The organism is Stenotrophomonas sp. 05L413 (assembly GCF_056397945.1).
The window spans coordinates 48,200-70,356 of sequence record NZ_JBFTOL010000006.1 but is presented as its reverse complement, the minus strand read 5'-3'; the positions used below and the strand labels follow the sequence as shown (position 1 = coordinate 70,356).

16 protein-coding genes, 1 pseudogene and 1 riboswitch are annotated in these 22,157 nt (G+C 66.7%); of the genes and pseudogenes, 12 read left to right on the top strand and 5 right to left on the bottom strand.

The genetic code is table 11. The features are described from left to right. Window positions 1-48 precede the first annotated feature (48 nt). Window positions 49-1,281 carry a cell division protein FtsZ gene (ftsZ, locus tag AC1DIQ_RS14145; protein WP_019182482.1) on the top strand — a complete coding sequence of 411 codons (1,233 nt, stop codon included), beginning with the start codon at window positions 49-51 and terminating at the stop codon, window positions 1,279-1,281. A gap of 216 nt (window positions 1,282-1,497) precedes the next feature. Next, window positions 1,498-2,409 (top strand): UDP-3-O-acyl-N-acetylglucosamine deacetylase, encoded by a 912-nt coding sequence (lpxC, locus tag AC1DIQ_RS14140; RefSeq protein ID WP_088433963.1) that lies wholly within the window; start codon window positions 1,498-1,500, stop codon window positions 2,407-2,409. Window positions 2,410-2,705: 296 nt separating this feature from the next. Here lpxC and AC1DIQ_RS14135 read toward each other — a convergent pair whose 3' ends face one another. Beyond that, window positions 2,706-3,146, bottom strand: a complete 441-nt coding sequence (locus AC1DIQ_RS14135) for a DciA family protein (RefSeq protein ID WP_026069663.1) — start codon at window positions 3,144-3,146, stop codon at window positions 2,706-2,708. Between the two features lie 12 nt (window positions 3,147-3,158). Here AC1DIQ_RS14135 and AC1DIQ_RS14130 point away from each other — a divergent pair, with 12 nt between their 5' ends. The 3 genes from AC1DIQ_RS14130 to AC1DIQ_RS14120 all read left to right on the top strand — a co-directional run bounded on the left by AC1DIQ_RS14130 (window position 3,159) and on the right by AC1DIQ_RS14120 (window position 8,456). After that, a complete protein-coding gene (locus tag AC1DIQ_RS14130) occupies window positions 3,159-4,109 on the top strand; it encodes a M23 family metallopeptidase (protein WP_019182479.1) in 951 nt (316 codons plus the stop codon). 168 nt (window positions 4,110-4,277) lie between these two features. Next, window positions 4,278-7,010, top strand: a complete 2,733-nt coding sequence (gene secA, locus AC1DIQ_RS14125; RefSeq protein ID WP_121042712.1) for a preprotein translocase subunit SecA — start codon at window positions 4,278-4,280, stop codon at window positions 7,008-7,010. 486 nt (window positions 7,011-7,496) lie between these two features. Further along, the gene (locus AC1DIQ_RS14120; RefSeq protein WP_152152370.1) at window positions 7,497-8,456 is read left to right on the top strand and encodes a Nudix family hydrolase; all 960 of its coding nucleotides are present in this window, start codon (window positions 7,497-7,499) and stop codon (window positions 8,454-8,456) included. On the opposite strand, the gene AC1DIQ_RS14115 is transcribed toward AC1DIQ_RS14120, so the two are convergent. After that, window positions 8,446-9,012: a hypothetical protein gene (locus tag AC1DIQ_RS14115; protein ID WP_282258209.1), complete on the bottom strand. Its 567-nt coding sequence runs from the start codon at window positions 9,010-9,012 to the stop codon at window positions 8,446-8,448. The two genes, AC1DIQ_RS14120 and AC1DIQ_RS14115, sit on opposite strands and share 11 nt — an antisense overlap. 50 nt (window positions 9,013-9,062) lie before the next feature. Continuing rightward, the gene (gene metF / locus AC1DIQ_RS14110) at window positions 9,063-9,890 is read right to left on the bottom strand and encodes a methylenetetrahydrofolate reductase [NAD(P)H] (RefSeq protein WP_121042718.1); all 828 of its coding nucleotides are present in this window, start codon (window positions 9,888-9,890) and stop codon (window positions 9,063-9,065) included. Window positions 9,891-10,014: 124 nt separating this feature from the next. On the opposite strand from metF, the gene AC1DIQ_RS14105 reads away from it, so the two are divergent. The 5 genes and pseudogenes from AC1DIQ_RS14105 to AC1DIQ_RS14085 form a co-directional block, all read left to right on the top strand. After that, complete coding sequence (locus AC1DIQ_RS14105; protein ID WP_478050263.1) at window positions 10,015-10,905, top strand: TIGR01777 family oxidoreductase; 891 nt, start codon at window positions 10,015-10,017, stop codon at window positions 10,903-10,905. Between the two features lie 121 nt (window positions 10,906-11,026). Next, entirely contained in the window at window positions 11,027-11,947 is a 921-nt protein-coding gene (locus AC1DIQ_RS14100) for an alpha/beta fold hydrolase (protein WP_478050262.1), read from the top strand. A 20-nt stretch (window positions 11,948-11,967) separates the two neighbouring features. Continuing rightward, the gene (locus AC1DIQ_RS14095; protein ID WP_478050261.1) at window positions 11,968-13,038 is read left to right on the top strand and encodes a sensor histidine kinase; all 1,071 of its coding nucleotides are present in this window, start codon (window positions 11,968-11,970) and stop codon (window positions 13,036-13,038) included. Beyond that, on the top strand, window positions 13,035-13,775 hold the full coding sequence (locus AC1DIQ_RS14090) for a LytR/AlgR family response regulator transcription factor (RefSeq protein WP_478050260.1): 741 nt from the start codon (window positions 13,035-13,037) through the stop codon (window positions 13,773-13,775). The genes AC1DIQ_RS14095 and AC1DIQ_RS14090 overlap by 4 nt, the downstream gene beginning before the upstream one ends. Window positions 13,776-13,829: 54 nt before the next feature. Then, window positions 13,830-14,222, top strand: a pseudogene (locus tag AC1DIQ_RS14085) (DUF3228 family protein); the annotation flags it as partial. 63 nt (window positions 14,223-14,285) lie between these two features. Here AC1DIQ_RS14085 and ybaK read toward each other — a convergent pair. Together ybaK and ahcY are read right to left on the bottom strand one after the other, a co-directional pair. After that, on the bottom strand, window positions 14,286-14,759 hold the full coding sequence (gene ybaK, locus AC1DIQ_RS14080) for a Cys-tRNA(Pro) deacylase (RefSeq protein ID WP_121042730.1): 474 nt from the start codon (window positions 14,757-14,759) through the stop codon (window positions 14,286-14,288). Window positions 14,760-14,983: 224 nt separating this feature from the next. Further along, the gene (gene ahcY / locus AC1DIQ_RS14075; RefSeq protein WP_152152356.1) at window positions 14,984-16,429 is read right to left on the bottom strand and encodes an adenosylhomocysteinase; all 1,446 of its coding nucleotides are present in this window, start codon (window positions 16,427-16,429) and stop codon (window positions 14,984-14,986) included. 35 nt (window positions 16,430-16,464) lie between these two features. Further along, window positions 16,465-16,554: riboswitch (S-adenosyl-L-homocysteine riboswitch) on the bottom strand. 126 nt (window positions 16,555-16,680) lie between these two features. Between ahcY and AC1DIQ_RS14070 the strand changes: the two genes are divergently transcribed. Both AC1DIQ_RS14070 and ppc read left to right on the top strand, forming a co-directional pair. Continuing rightward, entirely contained in the window at window positions 16,681-19,215 is a 2,535-nt protein-coding gene (locus tag AC1DIQ_RS14070; protein WP_478050259.1) for an alpha/beta hydrolase family protein, read from the top strand. 158 nt (window positions 19,216-19,373) lie between these two features. Further along, on the top strand, window positions 19,374-22,085 hold the full coding sequence (gene ppc, locus AC1DIQ_RS14065) for a phosphoenolpyruvate carboxylase (protein WP_478050258.1): 2,712 nt from the start codon (window positions 19,374-19,376) through the stop codon (window positions 22,083-22,085). The last annotated feature ends 72 nt before the right edge of the window (window positions 22,086-22,157 follow it).

Here is a 22,157-nt window from a genome sequence, read left to right as displayed (position 1 = left end):
ATCTCCGCAGCCCCCGTCCCGCGTAAACGGCAACAAGAGGACACGGACATGGCGCATTTCGAACTGATTGAAAAGATGGCACCCAATGCGGTGATCAAGGTGATCGGCGTGGGCGGCGGCGGCGGTAACGCCGTGGCGCACATGGTCAGCACCAGCGTGGACGGCGTGGAATTCATCACCGCCAACACCGACTCGCAGGCCATCAAGAATTGTGGTGCCAAGCTGCAGCTGCAGCTGGGTACCAACGTCACCAAAGGCCTGGGCGCAGGCGCGAACCCGGAAGTCGGCCGCCAGGCCGCGCTGGAAGACCGTGAGCGCATCATGGACGCCCTGCAGGGGGCGGACATGGTGTTCATCACCGCCGGCATGGGCGGCGGCACCGGCACCGGTGCAGCCCCGGTCGTGGCCCAGCTGGCCAAGGAGATGGGCATCCTGACCGTCGCCGTGGTCACCAAGCCGTTCCCGTTCGAAGGCCGTCGCCGCATGCAGGTCGCGCTGAAGGGCATCGAAGAACTGAGCCAGCATTGCGATTCGCTGATCACCATCCCGAACGAAAAGCTGATCACCGTGCTGGGCCGCAACGCCACCATGATCCAGGCCTTCCGTGCCGCCAACGACGTCCTCCAGGGCGCCGTGCAGGGCATCGCCGACCTGATCGTGCGGCCGGGCCTGATCAACGTCGACTTCGCCGACGTGCGCACCGTCATGTCCGAAATGGGCCTGGCGATGATGGGCACCGGCACCGCGCGTGGCGATGACCGCGCCCAGGCCGCTGCCGAAGCCGCCATCCAGAACCCGCTGCTGGACGATGTGAATCTGGCCGGTGCCAACGGCATCCTGGTCAACATCACCGCCGGCGCCGACTTCACGATGGCCGAGTTCGACGAGATCGGCCGCACCATCGATGGCTTCGCTTCGGAAGATGCCACCGTGGTCGTGGGTACCGTGCTGGATCCGGACATGCAGGACGAAGTCCGCGTGACCGTGGTCGCCACCGGCCTGAACCGTGCCGTCACCGCCAAGACCCAGCGTCCGGGCGAGCGCGCACCGATCAAGCTGGTCCGCAACGCCACCACCGGCCAGCCGGAGTTCGGCGAGTTCGACAACGGCGGCGATGCGGTCTCCAAGGCCGTGGGCGGGATGGGCATGGGCATGGGCCTGCGTCGTCCGAGCGCCGACACCGTGGCCCCGTCGGCCCCGAGCGCATCGGGTCCGGCCGCCGCTGAACTGCCGAACGATTACCTGGACATCCCGGCGTTCCTGCGCCGCCAGGCGGACTGAGTACTGCGTGCCGGGGCCTTGTCCTCCCCGGTAAGCACCTCCATGTCCCATGCTGCCGGGCCAGGATCGGCCCGGCAGTCTGACCGCCGTCGTGCATCGCGCACGTCCGGGCAGTGCTGTCGACGCACCACGGTTCACGGAAGGGACAGCGGTAGTGCGTGTTATTCTTGTTTGTCACAGCCGCGCTGACCGCGCGCTTTCTGGTCCTGCCCCCCGATGATTCCGCAACGCACCCTCAAGAACACGATCCGCGCCACCGGCGTTGGCCTTCACAGTGGTGACAAGGTCTACATGACTCTGCGCCCGGCCCCGGTCAACCACGGCATCGTCTTCCGTCGCGTCGATATGGACCCGGTGGTGGAAGTGCCTGCGCGTGCGGATCTGGTCACCGAAGTCACCCTGTGCACCGGCCTGACCTATCACGAGGCCAAGATCCAGACCGTCGAACACCTGATGTCGGCCCTGGCCGGCCTGGGTGTGGACAACATCATCGTGGAGCTGTCCTCGGCCGAGCTGCCGATCATGGACGGTTCCTCCGGCCCGTTCGTCTTCCTGCTGCAGTCAGCGGGCATCGCCGAGCAGGACGCGCCGAAACGCTTCATCCGCATTCTCAAGACGGTGGAAGTCACCGACGGCGACAAGGTCGCCCGCTTCGAGCCGTACGAAGGCTACAAGCTCGGTTTCACCATCCAGTTCAACCACCCGATGATCCCAGCCAAGCAGTCGCGGGCGGAAATCGAGTTCTCGACCCTGGCCTACACCAAGGAAATCTCGCGCGCCCGGACCTTCGGCTTCATGCGGGATCTGGAGTACATGCGCGAGCGCAACCTGGGCCTGGGCGGTTCGATGGACAACGCCATCGTGCTTGACGAGTTCCGCGTGCTCAACGACGACGGCCTGCGCTACGCCGATGAGTTCGTGCGCCACAAGATCCTCGATGCGATCGGCGATCTGTATCTGGCCGGCGGCCAGGTGCTGGGCGCGTACGAAGGCTTCAAGTCGGGCCACGCGCTCAACAACAAGCTGGTGCGCGCGCTGCTGGCCGATGCCAGTGCATGGGAGTGGGTCAGCTATGACTCGCCCGCGGCCGCCGCACCGGTCGTCTACGGTCTGCCGGCGTACGCCTGAGTCAGGTGTGGGCGCAAGCCATTGATTTAAAAGGAAACGAGACGGCGCCCACGGCGCCGTTTCTGCGTTCAGGGCTGCGCAGGCGCGGAGCGCGGCGTGACCTTGACGTCAATGAACCGTGGGGGTGCACAGCGCACAGATTTGTGAACCTCATCAAGGTTTCTACCGAATTTAACGTTAATTTAATAAAACACTAACGACTGGCAGCGGTTCCGCCGCTACAGTGCAGACCGGCTCCCAGCCAAAGTTCACGTGATCGTGACGCGGCCGGGAAGGGGCGGGATGCCCCGATGGCTTCACGATTTGGAGGAATCCACATCGCGCAGACAAGCCAACGCGTCGCGTAGCCCTTTGTGCGTGGCGGCTGAAACAGCGTGGGGGCCATTCCTGTTGTCGATCGCTGGGGAGCGTGGGGGAGGGGCAGATGCTGTTTTGACGGTCACCTTGGTGACCTTCAGCCCGATGGACCGGGCCGCGTCGATCAACTGTGCTTCGGCAAGCCGGACCTTGGCGTGCCACACGGGAGATTCGACGAGAAAAACGAGGTGCTCGCCGTTTACATTCGCCAGCCGGCAACGGGTGGCCAGTGCAGGCGGCAAATGGGGGCGCAATTGACGGTCCAGCGCGTCGAGCCACAAGGCACGACGCAGCGGGTTACCGGCTTTGTCCGCCATGACCGCATCCAGCGCCGGCTTCGGCGTGGATGGGGAACGGGCACTGGATTTCGGCTCAGACATGAAAACTCACTGATGGCATTCAAAAAGATCGTAATCAAAACGCGTGAAGGACAGGCCAAGACGCCGCTGGCGCGTTTGCGTTTCTACTTCGAAGATTCCCCCCGGGCCCTGCTGGGCAGTGTGCTGGGGGTGGGCTGCCTGATCGGCTTCGGTGCCGGTATCGGTGGCAGCATGTTCAACGATTCCCGGCTCCACGCCAAGGTCGCACAGCAGGAACGCGAGCTGGCGCAGGCCCAGAAGGACGCTCAGACCCAGGTCAACGCGCTGGCTGCGCGGATGGGCGAGCTGCAGGCGCAGGCCACCCGTCTCAATGCGCTGGGCGAACGCCTCACCCAGATGGGCAAACTGGAAGACGGTGAATTCGACTTCAACGAGACCCCCGGCCTCGGTGAAGGCGAGCCCGGCCCGACCCAGGACATCCCGGTCAGCGCGGTCAACGCCGACTTACAGGTGCTGGAGCAGCGCTTTGCTGCTTCAGGCCGCCAGCTGTCGGTGATGGAGTCGCTGATGTTCGACCACCAGCTCGAACAGAACGCCGTGCCCTCGCGCATGCCGATCCGCAACACCTACATCACCTCCAACTTCGGGACCCGCAGCGATCCGTTCGGTCGTGGTGCGGCCACCCACAAGGGCATGGATTTCCACGCCAAGGTCGGTGACCCGGTGATGTCGGTGGCCGACGGCGTGGTCAGCTTCGCCGGTGTGAAGGGCGGCTACGGCAATGTGGTCGATGTGGACCATGGCAATGGCTATGTGACCCGCTATGCGCATAATTCGCGCCTGGTGGTGAAGCCGGGCGATCTGGTCCGGGCCGGCCAGGAAGTGGCCAAGGCCGGTTCCACGGGCCGTTCCACCGGTGCCCACGTGCACTTCGAGGTCTGGGAACGCGGCCAGGTGGTCAATCCGCGCAAGTTCCTCGGTGATGGCGGCAATACCCCGGTCGGCCGCGTTTCGCGGGGCTGATCACGGTAACGAACTTGAACGGGGGTGCTTGAAACGCCGGACCCCCGTCCCAAGCTACAATGGGTGTTGCCATAGACAGGGCGCGGTGCGCCCTGTTTCGTTTGCGGCGTGCGCATCCCCTGGGGAGAGCGCCGCCGTTGGGGCGTCTCATTCCAACCGGTTCCTTCAATGATCAACAGCCTGCTTACCCGCGTCTTCGGCAGTCGTAATGAACGACAGCTGCGCCAGCTCAACCGCATCGTCGCCAAGATCAATGCGTTGGAGCCGGAAATCGAAAAGCTCTCCGACGAGCAGCTCAAGGCCAAGACCCCGGAATTCAAGCAGCGCATCGCTGACGGTGAGGCCCTGGACAAGGTGCTTCCCGAAGCGTTCGCGGTCTGCCGTGAAGCCAGCCGCCGTGTGCTGGGCATGCGCCATTACGATGTACAGCTGATCGGCGGCATGGTCCTGCACCTGGGCAAGATCGCGGAAATGCGCACCGGTGAAGGCAAGACCCTGGTCGCCACGCTGCCGGTGTATCTGAACGCGCTGGAAGGCAAGGGCGTCCACGTGGTCACCGTGAACGACTACCTGGCCCGCCGTGACTCGGCGCAGATGGGCAAGCTCTACAACTGGCTGGGCATGAGCGTGGGCGTGGTCTACCCGGGCATGCCGCATGGCGACAAGCGCGAGGCGTATGCCAGCGACATCACCTACGGCACCAACAACGAATTCGGCTTCGATTACCTGCGCGACAACATGGCGCTGTCCCGTGCGGACCGCTACCAGCGCGGCCTGCATTACGCGATCGTCGATGAAGTCGACTCGATCCTGATCGATGAAGCCCGTACCCCGCTGATCATCTCCGGCCCGGCCGATGATTCCCCTGAGCTGTACATCCGTGTCAACCGCGTCGTTCCGCACCTGATCAAGCAGGAGGCCGAGGAAGGCGAAGGCGATTTCTGGGTGGACGAGAAGGGCAAGCAGGTCCATCTGTCCGAAGCGGGCATGGAACATGCCGAGGCACTGCTGGTGGAAGCCGGCATCCTCAATGCCGAGACCGAAGGCCTCTACGCCGCGCAGAACCTGACCGTGGTGCACCACCTCAACGCGGCGCTGCGTGCGCATGCGATCTACCAGCGCGACGTGGATTACATCGTGCGCGATGGCGAAGTGGTGATCGTGGATGAATTCACCGGCCGTACCCTGGCCGGCCGCCGCTGGTCCGATGGCCTGCACCAGGCGGTGGAAGCGAAGGAAGGCGTGCCGGTCCAGCGTGAGAACCAGACGCTGGCGAGCATCACCTTCCAGAACCTGTTCCGCATGTACAAGAAGCTGTCCGGCATGACCGGTACGGCCGATACGGAAGCCTACGAGTTCCAGAGCATCTACAACCTGGAAGTGGTGGTGATCCCGACCAACCGCCCGACCATCCGCAAGGACGGTTCGGACCAGGTGTTCCTCAACCGCAACGGCAAGTTCAACGCCGTGCTGGCCGATATCCAGGCCTGCAACGAGCGCGGCCAGCCGGTGCTGGTGGGTACCACCTCGATCGAAACCTCGGAGATGCTGTCCGAGCATCTGCGCAAGGCCGGTGTGCACCACGAAGTGCTCAACGCCAAGCAGCATGACCGCGAAGCGACCATCATCGCCAACGCCGGCATGCCGGGCGCGGTGACCATCGCCACCAACATGGCCGGCCGTGGTACCGACATCGTGCTGGGCGGTTCGCTGGAAGCGCAGCTGCATGAGCTGGGCGAAGAGGCGACGCCGGAACAGCGTGCCAAGGTCAAGGCCGAATGGCAGGTCCGCCACGATGCGGTCAAGGCGGCCGGTGGCCTGCACATCGTCGGCACCGAGCGCCATGAGTCGCGCCGTATCGATAACCAGCTGCGTGGCCGTTCGGGCCGCCAGGGCGATCCGGGTTCGTCCCGCTTCTACCTGTCGCTGGAAGACAACCTGATGCGCATCTTCGCCTCGGACTGGGTCCAGAAGGCGATGCGCATGATGGGCATGAAGGAAGACGACGTCATCGAGGATCGTCTGGTCAGCCGCCAGATCGAAAAGGCGCAGCGCAAGGTCGAAGCGCACAACTTCGATATCCGCAAGAATCTGCTGGACTTCGACGACGTCAACAACGATCAGCGCAAGGTGATCTACAGCCAGCGCGATGAGCTGCTGGATGCCGAATCGGTGAAGGACAACGTGGATGGCATCCGTGGCGATGTGATCTTCGATGTGGTGGCGCGCTTCGTGCCGCCGAACTCGATCGACGAGCAGTGGGACCTGCAGGGTCTGGAAGCAACGCTGGCATCGGACTTCGGCATCGACATGTCGCTGACCGAACTGGTCAAGGCACACGAAGAGCTGGATGCCGAGGGCATCGCCGAGAAGGTGCAGGCCAAGGTCGACGAGCATTTCGCGGCGAAGGAAGCCGGCGTGGGCGACGAGACCATGCGCGCGCTGGAGAAGCACGTGATGCTGACCGTGCTGGACCAGAGCTGGAAGGAGCACCTGGCACGCATGGATTACCTGCGCCAGGGCATCTACCTGCGCGGTTATGCGCAGAAGCAGCCGAAGCAGGAATACAAGAAGGAAGCCTTCGAACTGTTCTCGGAGATGCTGGAGAACGTGAAGCGCGAAGTGGTGACGTTGCTGGCGCGCGTGCGTATCCGCAGCGAAGAGGAAGTGGCGGCGCTGGAGCAGGCCGAGCGCCAGCAGGCGGAGGCACGTCTGCTGCAGTCGCAGTTCCAGCACCAGGACGCGGGCGGTTACGGTGCGGACGAAGAGGCCGCGCAGGTGGAGGCGGCGCAGAACGGCGTGGCGCAGGTCAGCCGCGATGAGCCGAAGGTCGGCCGCAACGATCCGTGCCCGTGCGGCAGCGGCAAGAAGTACAAGCACTGCCATGGTCAGCTGAGCTGATCGGTTGATTGGAAGTGCTGAAGAAGCCCCGCCTTGTGCGGGGCTTTTTTGTGGTTCTTCATTGACGGCGTGGCGCCTCGAATGTCCATGGCGTGAGGCGACCGGGCAGCCCCGTCCAGGACACGCCGTAAATACCTCCTTGTAGGCTCGACACCCGCATCCATGCGGGTGACGGTCCTTCCCGGAGCAGCCCGGTCGCCTCGTGACAGTGGGTTGCGATAGCGGTGGGCAGATCAAGGGCCGCTTTGCGAACCCACCACATGCGAGCTCCGTAGCGACCGATAGGCCCCTGGGCAAAATCAAGGAGGAGGCCGTCGCCGCCAGGCGGCGGCCGGGGGACATTTGCCGAGGGGCCTATCGGTCGCTGCGGGGCCCTCACGCTCGCGGTAGACCTGAGCGAAGACACCACCAGGAAATCCGCACTCCACCTCGACGGTACCCGCAGGGGCATTGCGTCACCCGGCCCGGTTTGGGCATTCTCCGGGTATGTCATCTCCCCTTCGTTCGATCCATGTCGTGGCCGGCGTCATCACCGATGCCCGTGGCCGCATTCTGCTCAACCGTCGTACCGAGAACCGCGATATGGCCGGCCTGTGGGAATTCCCGGGCGGCAAGCGGGAAGCCGGCGAGACCTCCGAGGAGGCGCTGGTGCGGGAGCTGCGCGAGGAGCTGGGGATCGAGGCGGAGATCGGTGAGTGGATCATGGAGGTGCCGCAGATCTACCCGGACAAGCGGCTCCGTCTTGAGGTGCGCCGGGTCCAGGGCTGGAAGGGCTCGCCGCGGGGCCGCGAGGGGCAGGCGATCACCTGGGTGGCGCCGGACAAGCTCCACCGGTATTCGATGCCGCCGGCGGACCTGCCGGTGGTCGCGGCGTTGCGGCAGCCGGACCGGTACCTGATCACCCCCGAGCTGGAGGGCGAGGAGGACAGCGTCCACCAGGCCTGGCTGGGACGCTTGGCGCAGGCACTGGAGAGCGGGGTGCGCCGCGTACAGCTGCGCACGCCGTCCAGCCCGGCGCGGGTGGCGCTGGCCGAACGCGTGATCCAGCAGCATGGACCACGGACCCAGTGGCTGGTGAACCGGGACATCGACCTGGCCGGGCGGCTGGGGGTCGGGGTGCATCTTGGCAGTGAGCAGCTGCTGGCGCTGGGCGAGCGGCCGCTGCCGGCGGGTCAGCTGGTGGCGGCGTCCTGCCACGATCTGGCGCAGTTGCAGGCGGCGCAGCGGCTGGGATGTGATTTCGCGGTGCTGGGCCCGGTGCAGGCGACGACCAGCCACCCGGATGCCACGCCGCTGGGCTGGGCGGCCTTCGAGGCGCTGCGCGAGCAGGTGTCGTTGCCGCTGTATGCGCTGGGCGGGATGACACCCGGCGATATCGAGCAGGCGCGCCGCCATGGGGCGCAGGGCATCGCGGCGATCCGGTCGCTGTGGCCGGCTACAGCGTGATCCAGAAGCAGCCGTACTGACGGCGCAGGCCGAATACCGTACGGGCCGGGGTGGCGGCGCTGCCGAGGGTCTGTTCGATGCGCAGGCCGACCGGACGGGGACGTGAGGGGGGCTCGGCACTGCCCGCCGTGGCGAGTGCCGGATCGACCAGCGGCGGAGCCGTATCCGGGTAGACCGGCGCGATGTCGATCAGCGGGCGTTTCACCACCGATTCCAGCCGACCGATGATGGTGTTGGCGGTCGCGTTGGAGACGTTGCTCCAGAGGTAGATCGACGACAGCCGGTTGACGTCCTGCGCGCTGACCGCGTCGCGGATCTGCCCGGTCAGTTCACTGAGCCGGCGCGCGCAGCCGGCGCGGTAGATGCCGGTGTTGCCGACGCTCGCGGTGCGCGGGGGCATACGGGCGGTGGCCCCCAGTGCATCGCAGCGGCGATCGGTGAAGACGGTTTCGCCTTGGGCCGTGGTGCAGCGGTTCACGCGCTGCGGCGCCTGCGCCAGGACGGGGGGCGAAGGCAGGCACAGCGCACACAGCAGGAGCCACACGAACGGTTTCATCGCAGCAGCGTAGCGGCGTGGGCGTTATCTGCAAGCGATGCGTGGCGGCCTCACCCGCGCAGCAGTTTCAGCACCTGGGTGGTCGGCTTGGCCAGGTTGAGCGTGTAGAAGTGCAGGCCCGGCGCGCCGCCAGCGACCAGGCGTTCGCACAGGCTGGCCACGACCTCGGCACCGAACGCGCGGACCGCTTCGGCATCGTCACCGTAGGCCTGCATGCGCTTGCCGATCCAACGCGGGATCTCCGCACCGCACTGCTCGGAGAAGCGCCGCAGCTGGCTGAAATTGGAGATCGGCATGATGCCTGGCACGATCGGCACGGTGACCCCCAGCTTGCGTACCGCATCGACGAAGTGGAAGTAGGCATCGGCGTTGAAGAAGTATTGGGTGATCGCCGCATCGGCACCGGCGTCGATCTTGGTCTTGAAGTGCTTCAGGTCCAGCAGCGCGTCATTGGCCTGCGGGTGGGTCTCCGGATACGCGCCCACTTCGATCCGGAACGCATCACCATGCTCGGCGCGGATGAAGCTGATCAGCTCGGAGGCATACCGCAGGTCGCCGGGGTGGCCCATGCCCGAGGGCAGGTCACCGCGCAGGGCGACGATGCGGCGGCAGCCGATCGCGCGGTACAGCTTGAGCAGTTCGCGGATCTCCTCGCGGCTGCCACCGACGCAGGACAGGTGCGGTGCCGCCTCGAAGCCATGGTGCTGCTTGAGGTGACGCACCGTCTCGGAGGTGTAGCTGAGCGTCGAGCCGCCGGCACCGAACGTACACGACACGTACTCCGGCGCGAACACCTTCAGCTTGGCCGCGGTCCGGTCCAGCTGGGCACGCTGCTCGTCGGTCTTGGGCGGATAGAACTCGAAGCTGATGGCGGTCATGGGCGGGGCGCGTCGGCGGGTGTGGTTTAATCATATCTCTTCATCGCGATGAATGTGAAGTGCGTGACAGTCGTCTGCACATCGCGCCGCCTACACTGAGCGTGACTTCATCGGAGCACCCGCCATGCAGATTCTCGTCACCGGTGGCACCGGCTTCATCGGCAGCCGCCTGTGCACGCGGCTGCTGGCCGCGGGCCATGACCCCATCGTCCTCACCCGCCGGCCCGGCCGGAACCCGCAGAAGGGCGTGCGCAGCGTTGCAGCGCTGGAGGAAGTCGGCCCGGTCCAGGCGGTGGTCAACCTGGCAGGCGAGCCGCTGACGGAGGGCCGCTGGACCGATGAACGGAAACAGGCGCTGCGCGATTCCCGGATCGGCACGACGCAGGCGCTGCTGGCCTGGATGGCCGCGCTGCCTGAACGGCCGAAGGTGCTGGTGTCCGGCTCGGCGATCGGTTGGTACGGTCCCCGCGACAGCGCGCCGCTGGATGAGACCGCCTCGCCCGGCCACGACTTCGCCGCGATGCTGTGCCGGCAGTGGGAGGCCGAGGCGCTCAAGGCCGAGGACCTCGGCGTGCGCACCTGCGTGCTGCGGACCGGCATCGTGCTCGAACGTGAGGGCGGCGCACTGCAGAAGATGCTGCCGCCGTTCCGGATGGGGCTCGGCGGGCCGATGGGCGATGGGCGGCAGTGGATGAGCTGGATCCATCGCGAGGACCTGGTCGGGATGATCCTGTGGCTGCTCACCACCGACCGGGCACGCGGCGCCTACAACGGCACGGCGCCCGGCACGGTCAGCAACCGGACCTTCGCCACCACGCTGGGCGAGGTGCTGCACCGTCCGGCGCGGCTGACCACCCCGGCATTCGCCTTGAAACTAGGCTTCGGCGAAATGAGCGGGCTGCTGCTGACCGGGCAGAACGTGCAGCCGGTGCACGCCTTGGCGGAGGGATTTGTCTTCCAGTATCCATCGCTGCCGGCGGCCTTGCAGGCCATCGTGGGCGCGCCGGATCGCTGAGGCGCGGATGTTCATCCGCCGCTGCCGACCGCTCATCGCCGGTCTGCGGCCGCTGCTCATGTAATTGCCCCTGCCGCGTCGACCCGCGCCACGCTTCATGCTCACCCAGCAGGAGCCTGCCATGTCGACCGTCCGTCCCCGCCGCATCTACTCCATCGCCCCGTTGGCTGCGCTTGCGCTGACCGCATGGGCCACCTTGGTCAGCCCCGCCCATGCGGGCACCGAGCGCTTCCAGGATCTGCAGGTCGAGGTGATCGGCAGCGGCCGCCCGGTGCTGATGATCCCGGGCCTCAACAGCGGTGCCCAGGTCTGGCGCGAGACCTGCGCCGCGCTGCAGCCGCAGGTGCAATGCCACCTGATCCAGCTGCCGGGCTTTGCCGGTGCGCCTGCGGTGGTCAGCGATGACTTTCTGAGCGCCATGCGCGATCGCCTGCTGGCCTACAGTGCGGACCGCAAGCTCGATCATCCGGCCGTGATCGGCCACAGCCTCGGTGGTGTGCTGGCGCTGCAGATGGCGATCGCGGCGCCGCAGAAGGTCGGGCCACTGGTGATCGTCGATGCCCTGCCGTACTTCGGCGCGGTCCAGAATCCGGCCGCGACACCGGCCACGCTCACGCCGATGGCCGAGCAGATGCGGGCCGGCATGCTTGCCGCCGACGCCACGCAGTACGCGGCGCAGACCGACGCGGCGGTCGCCAACATGGCGCACGCCCCCGAGCATGTTGCGACCTTGAAGCAGTGGGGACGCGACAGCGATCGCGCCACCACCGCCAACGCGATGTACTCCATGACGATGACCGACCTGCGCCAGCCGATCGCCGGCATCACGGCCCCGGTGCTGGTGCTGGGCGCGTGGGCGGCCTATCAGCCGTATGGTGCGACCGAAGCCAGTACGCGGCAGGTATTCGCCACCCAGTACGCCGCGCTGCCCGGTGTGCGGATCGAGATGAGCCGCGCGGGCTACCACTTCCTGATGTGGGATGATCCGCGCTGGCTGCAGACGCTGATCCGGGGCTTCCTCGAGCTGCCTGCAGCGCCCTGATCGAGACCGGCGTGGAGACGATGAGCGAGAAGCGGGCAGCACGCGATACCGGTTTCTGGTGGCGCAACAGCGCGGTCTGGTTGGCCTACCTTGGCGTGAGCCTGCTGCTGGGGTTCACCTACGGCGGGCACTGGTCCGGCATCGTCCTGATCTCTGTGATGGTGTCGCTTTCGCTGTGGGTGGGCAGCGCGTTCATCCGCGGCTATGCGCTGCGGCATGATTGGCTGCAGCGCGATCTGCTGGGATTGACCTGGCGGCTGCTGCTCGCGGTGGTGATCGTGGCGGCGGCCACCCAGGTGCTCACCGCTGCCGCGCTGTTGCCTGCGTTGGCCTGGGACTGGGTGCAGCTGCCGGGACAGCGTGCGAACTATCGCCCGGCCGCTGTCTTCGGCTACTGGTTCAATACCGCCATCGTGCTGAGCGTGTGGTGCGCGCTGTGGACCGGCCGCCGCGCGCTGCAGCGTGCCCGGCACAGCGAGATGGCGCAGCTGCGCGCCGAAGCGCAGCGGGCGACGCTGGAGCACCAGGCGCTGCGTGCACGGCTCAATCCCCACTTCGTGTTCAATGCGCTCAACAACCTGCGTGCACTGATCAATGAAGACCCGGCGCGTGCGCGCGACATGGTCACCCATCTATCCAGCACGCTGCGCCACGCCCTGGTGCATACCGACGGGGGCTGGGTCACCTTGGCCGAGGAGTGGCGCGTGGTACAGGACTACCTGGCGGTGGAGGCGATCCACTACGAAGACCGCCTGCGCGTTCACACCGATATCGAGCCGGCCGCGCTGTCCGCGCGGTTGCCGCCGATGGCGCTGCAGCTGCTGGTGGAGAATGCGATCAAGCACGGCATCGCAGTCCATCCCGGCGGCGGCGAGCTGACGATCCGCGTGCGCCTCGATGGTGGCCAGCTGCGGGTGGCGGTGGCCAATCCCGCCGCGCACGACGCCAGCAGCGAGGGCCATGGCATCGGGCTGGCCTATCTGCGCGCGCAGCTGGGCATCGACGCGGGGCCATCATCTTCCGGCCGGGGCACGTTCCTGCTGGAGCGTCAGAGCGAGCGCATGCTGGCCCGCCTGGAGGTGCAGCAATGAGCGCCTCACTGCGCGTGTTGATCGTGGATGACGCGCGGCTGGCGCGCCGCGAGCTGCGCACCCTGCTGGCCGCGATCCCGTGGGTGGCGTGTGTCGGCGAGGCCGACGACGTGCCCGCGGCACGCGAGGCGATCCTGCGCGAGCAGCCCGATCTGGTGTTGCTCGATGTGCAGATGCCCTCGGGCGAGGGCTTCGATGTGCTCGACGGACTGGAGACGGTGCCGATGGTGGTGTTCGTCACCGCCTACGACCAGTACGCGGTGCGCGCCTTCGAAACCAACGCGCTCGACTACCTGGTCAAACCGGTGGAGGCAGGCCGCCTGCAGGCGGCGCTTGAACGCGGCCGGGAGCGCCTCTCGGCACCGGCTGCCCCCACTGCGACGGACAACGTGCGCGATGCGCTGGGTGCCGAGGATCAGGTGTTCCTGCGCGATGGCGAACGCTGCTGGTTCGTGGCGCTCGGCGAGATCCGCAAGGTCGTGGTTGACGGCAACTACGCGCGCCTGTGGTTCCGCGACCAGAACGCGGTGCTGGCACGCAGCCTCAGCACGCTGGAGGCACGGCTGTCGCCGGCGCTGTTCTTCCGCGCCAACCGCAACACCCTGGTCAACCTGCGTCGCGTGCGTGCGATCGAGCCCTCGCTGAGTGACGGATATGACTTGACCCTCGATGACGGCAGCCAGGTGGAGGTCTCGCGGCGGCAGGCCCGCGAGCTGCGTGAGCGGCTGGCGCTGTAGGGCGCGTGCCGCACGCGTTACCCTGTGTGGGATCTCTGCCGCCTGATTGTGCCCATGTCCATCGTCCTCACTGCGTTCGCCCGGCCCCGCCTGTTCCCCCGCGTGCCGCGCGGCAACACCATCCAGGACTGCAGCGCCGAGCAGTTCGAACAGCACCTCAACACGCATGCGCCGTTCAAGGTGCTCGATGGCTACGCGCCCTTCTGCAAACTGCATGTGTACGAAAACTGGACCTCCACGCGCTGCCTGACCGTACCGATCACGGAGGCCAACCGTCACCAGCTGCGCAGTGGTTATGAAGCGCGCAACCGCGAGGAACTGCCGGTGCTGGTGCGCTGGTTTGAAGGCGTGGAATCGCCGCGCGCGAACTACCTGGTGGTGATCCTGTACAGCGCCGAGCAGTTGGCCAAAGAGGGCTCCCCCATCGATGCGGAGTGGGGCATCGTCTTCAGTCTGTCTGACGCATGAGGCAAGCGTCACGGGGAGCCGGCCAGCGGCCGGCACTACCGGTCAACGGGCTTTGCCGATGCTTGCGTAGCTGCCGCCGGTGAGCTGCATCAGATCGGCCGGTGCCAGCGCCACCTCCAGCCCACGCCGCCCGGCACTGACGTGCACGGTCGGCAGCATCTGCGCGCTCGCCTCCAGGAAGGTGCGGTGCTTCTTTTTCTGCCCCAGCGGGCTGATCCCCCCGACCAGGTAACCGGTCGCGCGCTGCGCCGCCTCGGCGTTGGCCATCTCGCACTTCCGGCAGCCGGCCGCTGCGGCGAGTGCCTTGAGGTCCAGGGTGCCGCTCACCGGCACGATCGCCACCAGCAGCTCGTGCTTCTCGGTGCTTGCCAGCAGTGTCTTGAACACCTGCGCCGGATCCAGCCCGAGCTGCTCTACTGCCTCGCCACCATAGGACGTGGCGGTGGCGTCATGGTGGTAGGACAGCACGCTGTGCGCGATGCCGAGCGTCTTGAGCAGGTTGATGGCAGGGGTCATGGGCGCATCGTAGCGTGGGGTGCGGCGTGTCGGCTTGACCCAGCCTATCGGACCAGGCGTACCGACCAACGGTCGGTACCTACCTCGTTCTGCGCACTGACCCACGGTCGGTGCCGCCCGCCTGGCAGGTCACGATCGTTGGTCGTGATGGCGCTCAACCCACAAAAAAAACGGGCGCCTTCCGGCGCCCGTCTGTTTTCAACGCAACTGGACCGGCATGCCGATCAGTAGCGGTAATGCTCCGGCTTGAACGGACCTTCCACCGGCACGCCGATGTAATCGGCCTGTTCCTGGCTCAGGGTGGTCAGCTTCACGCCGATCTTTTCCAGATGCAGGCGCGCCACTTCTTCGTCCAGCTTCTTCGGCAGCAGGTACACCTTCTTCTCGTAGCTGTCCTTGTTCGCCCACAGGTCGATCTGTGCGAGCGTCTGGTTGGCGAACGAGTTGGACATCACGAAGCTCGGGTGGCCGGTGGCGCAGCCCAGGTTGACCAGACGGCCGTCGGCCAGCAGGAAGATCGCATTGCCGTTGTCGAAGATGTACTTGTCGACCTGCGGCTTGATGTTGATCTTCTGCACGCCGGCCAGCGCGTTCAGCGCATCGACCTGGATCTCGTTGTCGAAGTGGCCGATGTTGCAGACGATGGCCTGGTCCTTCATCGCGCTCAGGTGCTCGATGCGGATGATGTCCTTGTTGCCGGTGGTGGTGACGTAGATGTCGCCACGGCCCAGGGTGGATTCCAGGGTGTTGACCTCGAAGCCTTCCATCGCGGCCTGCAGGGCGCAGATCGGATCGATCTCGGTGACCACGACGCGCGCGCCGTAAGCGCGCAGCGAAGCGGCGCAGCCCTTGCCCACGTCACCGTAGCCGCAGACCACGGCGACCTTGCCGGCCAGCATCACGTCCATCGCGCGCTTGAGGCCATCGGCCAGCGACTCGCGGCAGCCGTACAGGTTGTCGAACTTGCTCTTGGTGACCGAGTCGTTGACGTTGATCGCCGGGATCAGCAGGGTGCCGGCCTGGGCCAGCTGGTACAGGCGGTGCACGCCGGTGGTGGTCTCTTCGGAGACGCCCTTCCAGTCCTTGACCACACGGGCCCAGTAACCCGGACGCTCCTTGGCTACGCGCTTGAGCAGGTTCTTGATGACCTGCTCTTCGTGCGAGGCGGCCTTTTCATCGACCCAGGTGCTGCCGTTTTCGAGCTCATAGCCCTTGTGGATCAGCAGGGTCACGTCGCCGCCGTCGTCCACCACCAGCTCCGGGCCGGTCAGGGTGCCGTCGGGCAGGGTGAAGGTCAGCGCGTCCAAGGTGCAGTCCCAGTACTCTTCCAGGGTCTCGCCCTTCCAGGCGAACACCGGGGTGCCCGAGGCGGCGATCGCCGCAGCCGCGTGGTCCTGGGTCGAGAAGATGTTGCACGAGGCCCAGCGCACGTCGGCGCCGATGTCCTTCAGGGTCTCGATCAGCACCGCAGTCTGGATGGTCATGTGCAGCGAGCCGGTCACGCGAACGCCCTTCAGCGGCAGGGTGGCGGCGTGCTTGCGACGGATCGACATCAGGCCCGGCATCTCATGCTCGGCGATGTCCAGCTCCTTGCGGCCCCAATCGGCCAGGGAGATATCGGCAATCTTGTAATCGCCTTCGGTGGAGAAGGTCTTGGCAACAGCGTTCATTCAAAGCTCCGGTGTAATGACGAGTCGATACTCGTGTTCGCCGGGCGCCGTTGGAACCAATCCTGGCCACCGAGCCTGGCCGCCCCCGGACAAGGTCCGGCACGGTCGCAGCGCCCCTCGGTGGAGGGTCACCCATTATATCGCGGCCGGTTGCATTGGCATGAATCGGTTCCTGCCCCCAACCATCGGCAGGGGGGCGATCGGCGCGCGGCTGTTAAGGTCGGGGGTTCGTATCAGCACAGGCACAGAACATGACACGCACCCCCGGTCGACGCGCTCCACAGTGGCGCCATACCTTGATCCTCGGCCTGGCCCTGCTGGCGGTGCCGCCGTTGGCGCTGGCCGCGGCGCCGGCCGTGAAGACCACTGCGCCGACCGCAGCCGCCGCCAAGGGCGATCAGGGCGGCTACCAGCTGCCTTCGCCGGCCCTGCAGGCTGTGGTCGATGCACCGCGTGCGCCGACGCTGAGCCTGTCCCCGCGCCGTGACCTGGCCGCGCTGCTGCAGACGCCGCCGCTGCCGTCGATCAACGACGTTGCCCAGCCCGAACTGAAGCTGGCCGGCCTGCGCATCAACCCGGCCACGCATTCGGCCAGCCGCTTCAGCTTCGCCGACAAGCTGTGGCTGATGAGCGTGGCCGATGGCAAGGAGCGCCAGATCAGCGGGCTGCCGCAGCCGTTGTCGATCGCCACCTTTGCCTGGTCGCCGGACCAGAAGTACATCGCCTTCAATCAGGTGCACGCGGCCACCCACACCAATGAACTGTGGATCGTCGATGTCGACGCCGGTTCGGCGCGCCGCTTGGTCGGTGATCTGAACACGGTGATGGGCGATGGCTACAGCTGGCAGCCCGACAGCCGTGGCCTGCTGGTGATGCAGCAGCTCAAGGGCCAGGGTGCGGCACCGGCCGCTGGCGGCATTCCGACCGGCCCGGCGATCCAGCAGACCGAGGCCGACGCCGGTGTGCGCACGATCCGCACCTACCAGGACATGCTCAAGAACGAGGCCGATGCCCGCCTCTTCGACTACTACGCCAGCGCGCAGCCGGCCAAGGTCGCGCTCAACGGGGTGACCACGCCGCTGTCCACCGGTGGGGTGTACTGGGATGTCACCCTCTCCCCGGATGGCCGTTACCTGCTGAGCGAGCGGGTGGTGCGTCCGTACTCCTACCTGGTGCCGGCCAGCGCGTTCGCGCGTCGCATCGAAGTGCTGTCCGCGGTGGACGGCAAGCTCGAACACACCGTCGCCGACCTGCCGCTGAAGGAAGGCCTGCCGACCGGCAACGATGCGGTGGCCACCGGCGTGCGCCGGATCGACTGGCGCGCCGATGCCCCGGCGACCCTGGTCTGGGCCGAAGCGCAGGATGGCGGCGACCCGAACCGCGAGGCCAAGGTGCGCGACGCGGTGCTGATGCAGGCGGCCCCGTTCGATAAGCCGCCGGTCACGCTGGCGCAGCTGGGCAGCCGTTATGCGGGCATCCAGTGGGGCCGTGGCGATCTGGCGCTGCTCAACGAATCGTGGTGGAAGAACCGCGAGGTCAAGCAGTGGCGGATCGCGCCTGACCAGCCGGAGAAGGCGGCCGAGCTGTTGTCGGCGCGTTCCTCGCAGGACCGCTACAACGACCCGGGCCGCCCGGGCCTGGTGCGCGACGTCAACGGTCGCTCGCGCCTGCAGGTCAGCGCAGATGGCCGCAGCATCTTCCTGTACGGGCTGGGCGCCTCGCCGGAAGGCGACCGTCCGTTCGTGGATCGCCTTGATCTGGACAGCAAGCAGACCACCCGCCTGTTCCACTCGCAGGCGCCGTCCTACGCCGCGCCGGTGGCGCTGCTCGACCAGGAAGGCACCTCGCTGCTGTTGACCCGCGAGTCGCCCGATGAGCCGGCCAACTTCTACGTGCAGTCGCTGGCCGATGCCACCGCCGCCCCGACGGCGTTGACCCACTTCCAGCACCCGCTGCCGCAGCTGCGTGGGGTGAGCAAGGAGCAGATCCGCTACAAGCGCAACGATGGCGTCGACCTGACCGCCACGCTGATGCTGCCGCCGGGCTACAACGCGAAGAAGGACGGTCCGTTGCCGCTGCTGATGTGGGCCTACCCGGGCGAGTTCAAGACCGCCGAAGCGGCCAGCCAGGTCACCGATTCCCCGTACCGCTTCAACGCGATCAGCTACTGGGGCCCGCAGGCGTTCCTGGCCAAGGGCTACGCGGTGCTGGTCAGCCCCTCGATGCCGATCATCGGCGAGGGTGACAAGGAGCCGAACGACACCTACCTGCCGCAGCTGATCGCCAATGCCGAGGCGGCCGTGAATGAAGTGGTGCGGCGTGGCGTGACCGACCGTGAGCACATCGCGATCGGCGGCCACTCCTACGGTGCGTTCATGACCGCCAACCTGCTCGCGCATACCCGCCTGTTCAAGGCCGGCATCGCGCGCAGCGGTGCGTACAACCGCACGCTGACCCCGTTCGGCTTCCAGGCCGAAGAGCGCAACTACTGGCAGGCGCAGGACGTCTACCAGAAGATGTCGCCGTTCAACTACGCCGACAAGATCAAGGACCCGATCCTCTTCATCCACGGCGTGGACGACAACAACTCCGGCACGTTCCCGATCCAGAGCGAGCGCATGTTCGCCGCGGTGAAGGGGCTGGGCGGTACCTCGCGCCTGGTGATGCTGCCCAATGAATCGCATGCTTACCGTGCACGCGAATCGATCATGACCATGCTGGCCGAGAGCGAGCGCTGGCTGGAGCAGACCGTCGGTCCGGGCAAGCCGATCAAGAAGCAGCGCTGAGGCGGGAGGTACCGGCCGTTGGCCGGTACGGGAAAGGATGGGGAGTGCCGGCCGTTGGCGGCCGGCACTACCAGATGTAACTATTTGCGCGACGCAGCAATGACCCCATTGTGGGTTAGGCTTGAGCGGATTCCGTTCCCGAGGCCAGTGCGTCGCAGATGAACGAGTACCGTAGCAGCATCGTTTTTGCCACTCCCGATATTCCCCTGCGTGACGATGTACGCCGACTCGGCGCACTGGTCGGCGACCTGCTCGCCGAGCAGGTCTCCACGCAGTTTTTCGATGATGTGGAACAGGTGCGTACGCGCGCCATCGCCCGCCGCGAAAGCGACGCCCCGCTGTCCGATCTCAACGACGTCCTGACCGGCCTGCCGCCGGCGCGCGCCGAAGCGATGGTGCGTGCCTTCAGCACCTACTTCCAGGTGGTGAACATCGCCGAGCGCGTGCACCGCATCCGCCGCCGCCGCGACTACCAGCGTGCCGGTACGGCCACGCCGCAGCCGGATGGCCTGCAGGACGCACTGGTCAATCTCAAAGCGCAGGGCGTGACCCTGGCCGAGCTGGCGCAGTGGCTGCCGCGCATCGATATCGAGCCGGTGTTCACCGCGCATCCGACCGAAGCGGTCCGCCGCGCGCTGCTGGAAAAAGAGCAGTTGATGGTCGCCAGCCTGGTCGACAACCTCGACGGCCAGCGCACGCCGGGTGAAGCCGCCGCCGACGCTGCGCGTTTCCGCATGGCCCTGACGGCGTCGTGGCAGACCACCGATTCCTCGCCCGTGCGCCCCACCGTGGATGACGAGCGGGAGCATGTCGGCTTCTATCTGGTGCAGGTGCTGTACCGGGTGATTCCGGTGCTGTACGAATCGCTGCAGCAGGCGCTGCTGGATACCTACGGCGAAGCACTGCCGCTGCCCCGCCTGCTGCGCTTCGGCACGTGGGTGGGCGGCGACATGGACGGCAATCCGAACGTGGATGCCGGCACCATCCGCAACACGCTCGATGCGCAGCGCCAGGCCGTACTCGGTCGCTACCAGAAAGACCTGCTGCAGCTGGCCAGCCTGCTCAGCCAGTCCACCGAGCGGGTGGCGGTCAGCGATGCGCTGCAGGCGCGCGTGGATCATTACAAGGCATTGCTGCCCAAGGTCACCTCGCGGCCGCGTCACGCCGATATGCCCTATCGCCTGCTCAACGACCGCATGCGCGCACGCGTGCAGGCGACGATGGACGATGCGGACGGTGCGTATGCGTCCCCACAGGAGCTGACCGACGACATCGAGCTGATCCTGCGCAGCCTGCACGACAACAAGGGCGACCATGCCGGCGGTTTCGCGGTGCGTCGCCTGTTGTGGCGGGTACGCACCTTCGGCTTCCACCTGGCGAGGTTGGATGTGCGCCAAGAGTCCAGCGTGCACGGCCGGGCGCTGGCCAGCGTGCTGGATGGGCAGGAGGCCTGGGACGGCGCTGATGCGGTCACCCGCGCGGCGCGCCTGGCCCCGTTCGCCAGTGGCGAGCAGGCGCTGCCCGCGAGCAACGAAGAAGGCGGCGAACGCCTCGATGCAGTGTTCGCGGCGCTGGCCGATGCCCGTCACCGGCACGGCGCCGACGCGTTGGGCAGCTACATCATCTCGATGGCGCATGACCGCAGCGATGTGCTCGCCGTGCTTGCACTGGCGCGTCGCGGGGGGCTGGTGGATGACGCCGGCGCGGTGCCGCTGGACATCGCGCCGCTGTTCGAAACGGTGGACGATCTCAAGCGCGGGACCGACACCCTGCGCGATCTGCTGGCCGACCCGGTCTACCGCACCCATCTGGCCTCGCGCGGCGATGTGCAGATGGTGATGCTCGGCTATTCGGACAGTGGCAAGGACGGCGGTATCGCGGCCTCGCGCTGGGGCCTGCAACGTGCCCAGGTGGAACTGCTGGACGTCGCCGCCGAGAACGACATCCGGCTGACCTTCTTCCACGGCCGTGGCGGCTCGATCAGCCGCGGCGGCGGCAAGACCACGCACGCCGTGGATGCCTCGCCGCGTGGCAGCATCGACGGCCGTCTGCGCGTGACCGAGCAGGGCGAAGTGATCCATCGCAAGTACGGCATCCGTGCACTGGCGCTGCGCTCGCTGGAACAGTCCACCGGTGCGGTGCTGCGCTCCAGCCTGCGCCCGCGCGCAGCGGAACCGCGCGAGGAACAGTGGCGCCCGGTGATGGACCTGATCGCGCAGAAGAGTTCGGAGGCGTACCGCGCCTTCGTCGGCCAGAAAGACTTCATGCAGTACTTCCGCCTGGCCACGCCCATCGACGTGATCGAGCGGATGACCTTGGGCTCACGCCCTTCGCGCCGTCTGGGCGAGGATGCCGCACTGACCAACCTGCGCGCGATTCCGTGGGTGTTCGCGTGGAGCCAGGCGCGGGCCGTGATCCCGGGCTGGTATGGCGTCGGCAGTGGCCTGCAGGCGGCGATCGACGCTGGTCACGAAGGCCTCCTGAAAGAGATGGCGCGCGACTGGCCGTTCTTCAGCACCTTCCTGGACGACATCGCGATGGTGCTGTCCAAGGGCGACCTGACCATCGCCGAACAGTTCTCGCAGCTGTCCGGTGCGTTGCATGGCCGCTTCTTCCCGCAGATCCAGGGCGAGCTGGAGCTCACCTCGCAGTGGATCCTGGCGTTGACCGGGCAGGATGAACTGCTGCAGCACGATCAGCGCCTGGCACTGTCGATCCGCCTGCGTAACCCCTACATCGATCCGATCAGCGTGTTGCAGGTGGACCTGCTGCGCCGCTGGCGTGAAAGCGGGGGCGAAGACGATGACGTACTGCGCGCGCTGGTGGCGTGTGTGAACGGTGTTTCTCAGGGCGTACAGAACACCGGGTAGGCCATGACGGGGTAGTGCCGGCCGCTGGCCGGCAGCGCGCGCCATCCGGCAGGCCATGACCGTGGGTCATGG

Coding starts and splice junctions, on each gene's coding strand:
- ftsZ (WP_019182482.1), top strand. CDS start 49: ATGGCGCATTTCGAACTGATTGAAAAGATGGCACCCAATGCGGTGATC.
- lpxC (WP_088433963.1), top strand. CDS start 1,498: ATGATTCCGCAACGCACCCTCAAGAACACGATCCGCGCCACCGGCGTT.
- AC1DIQ_RS14135 (WP_026069663.1), bottom strand. CDS start 3,146: ATGTCTGAGCCGAAATCCAGTGCCCGTTCCCCATCCACGCCGAAGCCG.
- AC1DIQ_RS14130 (WP_019182479.1), top strand. CDS start 3,159: ATGGCATTCAAAAAGATCGTAATCAAAACGCGTGAAGGACAGGCCAAG.
- secA (WP_121042712.1), top strand. CDS start 4,278: ATGATCAACAGCCTGCTTACCCGCGTCTTCGGCAGTCGTAATGAACGA.
- AC1DIQ_RS14120 (WP_152152370.1), top strand. CDS start 7,497: ATGTCATCTCCCCTTCGTTCGATCCATGTCGTGGCCGGCGTCATCACC.
- AC1DIQ_RS14115 (WP_282258209.1), bottom strand. CDS start 9,012: ATGAAACCGTTCGTGTGGCTCCTGCTGTGTGCGCTGTGCCTGCCTTCG.
- metF (WP_121042718.1), bottom strand. CDS start 9,890: ATGACCGCCATCAGCTTCGAGTTCTATCCGCCCAAGACCGACGAGCAG.
- AC1DIQ_RS14105 (WP_478050263.1), top strand. CDS start 10,015: ATGCAGATTCTCGTCACCGGTGGCACCGGCTTCATCGGCAGCCGCCTG.
- AC1DIQ_RS14100 (WP_478050262.1), top strand. CDS start 11,027: ATGTCGACCGTCCGTCCCCGCCGCATCTACTCCATCGCCCCGTTGGCT.
- AC1DIQ_RS14095 (WP_478050261.1), top strand. CDS start 11,968: ATGAGCGAGAAGCGGGCAGCACGCGATACCGGTTTCTGGTGGCGCAAC.
- AC1DIQ_RS14090 (WP_478050260.1), top strand. CDS start 13,035: ATGAGCGCCTCACTGCGCGTGTTGATCGTGGATGACGCGCGGCTGGCG.
- ybaK (WP_121042730.1), bottom strand. CDS start 14,759: ATGACCCCTGCCATCAACCTGCTCAAGACGCTCGGCATCGCGCACAGC.
- ahcY (WP_152152356.1), bottom strand. CDS start 16,429: ATGAACGCTGTTGCCAAGACCTTCTCCACCGAAGGCGATTACAAGATT.
- AC1DIQ_RS14070 (WP_478050259.1), top strand. CDS start 16,681: ATGACACGCACCCCCGGTCGACGCGCTCCACAGTGGCGCCATACCTTG.
- ppc (WP_478050258.1), top strand. CDS start 19,374: ATGAACGAGTACCGTAGCAGCATCGTTTTTGCCACTCCCGATATTCCC.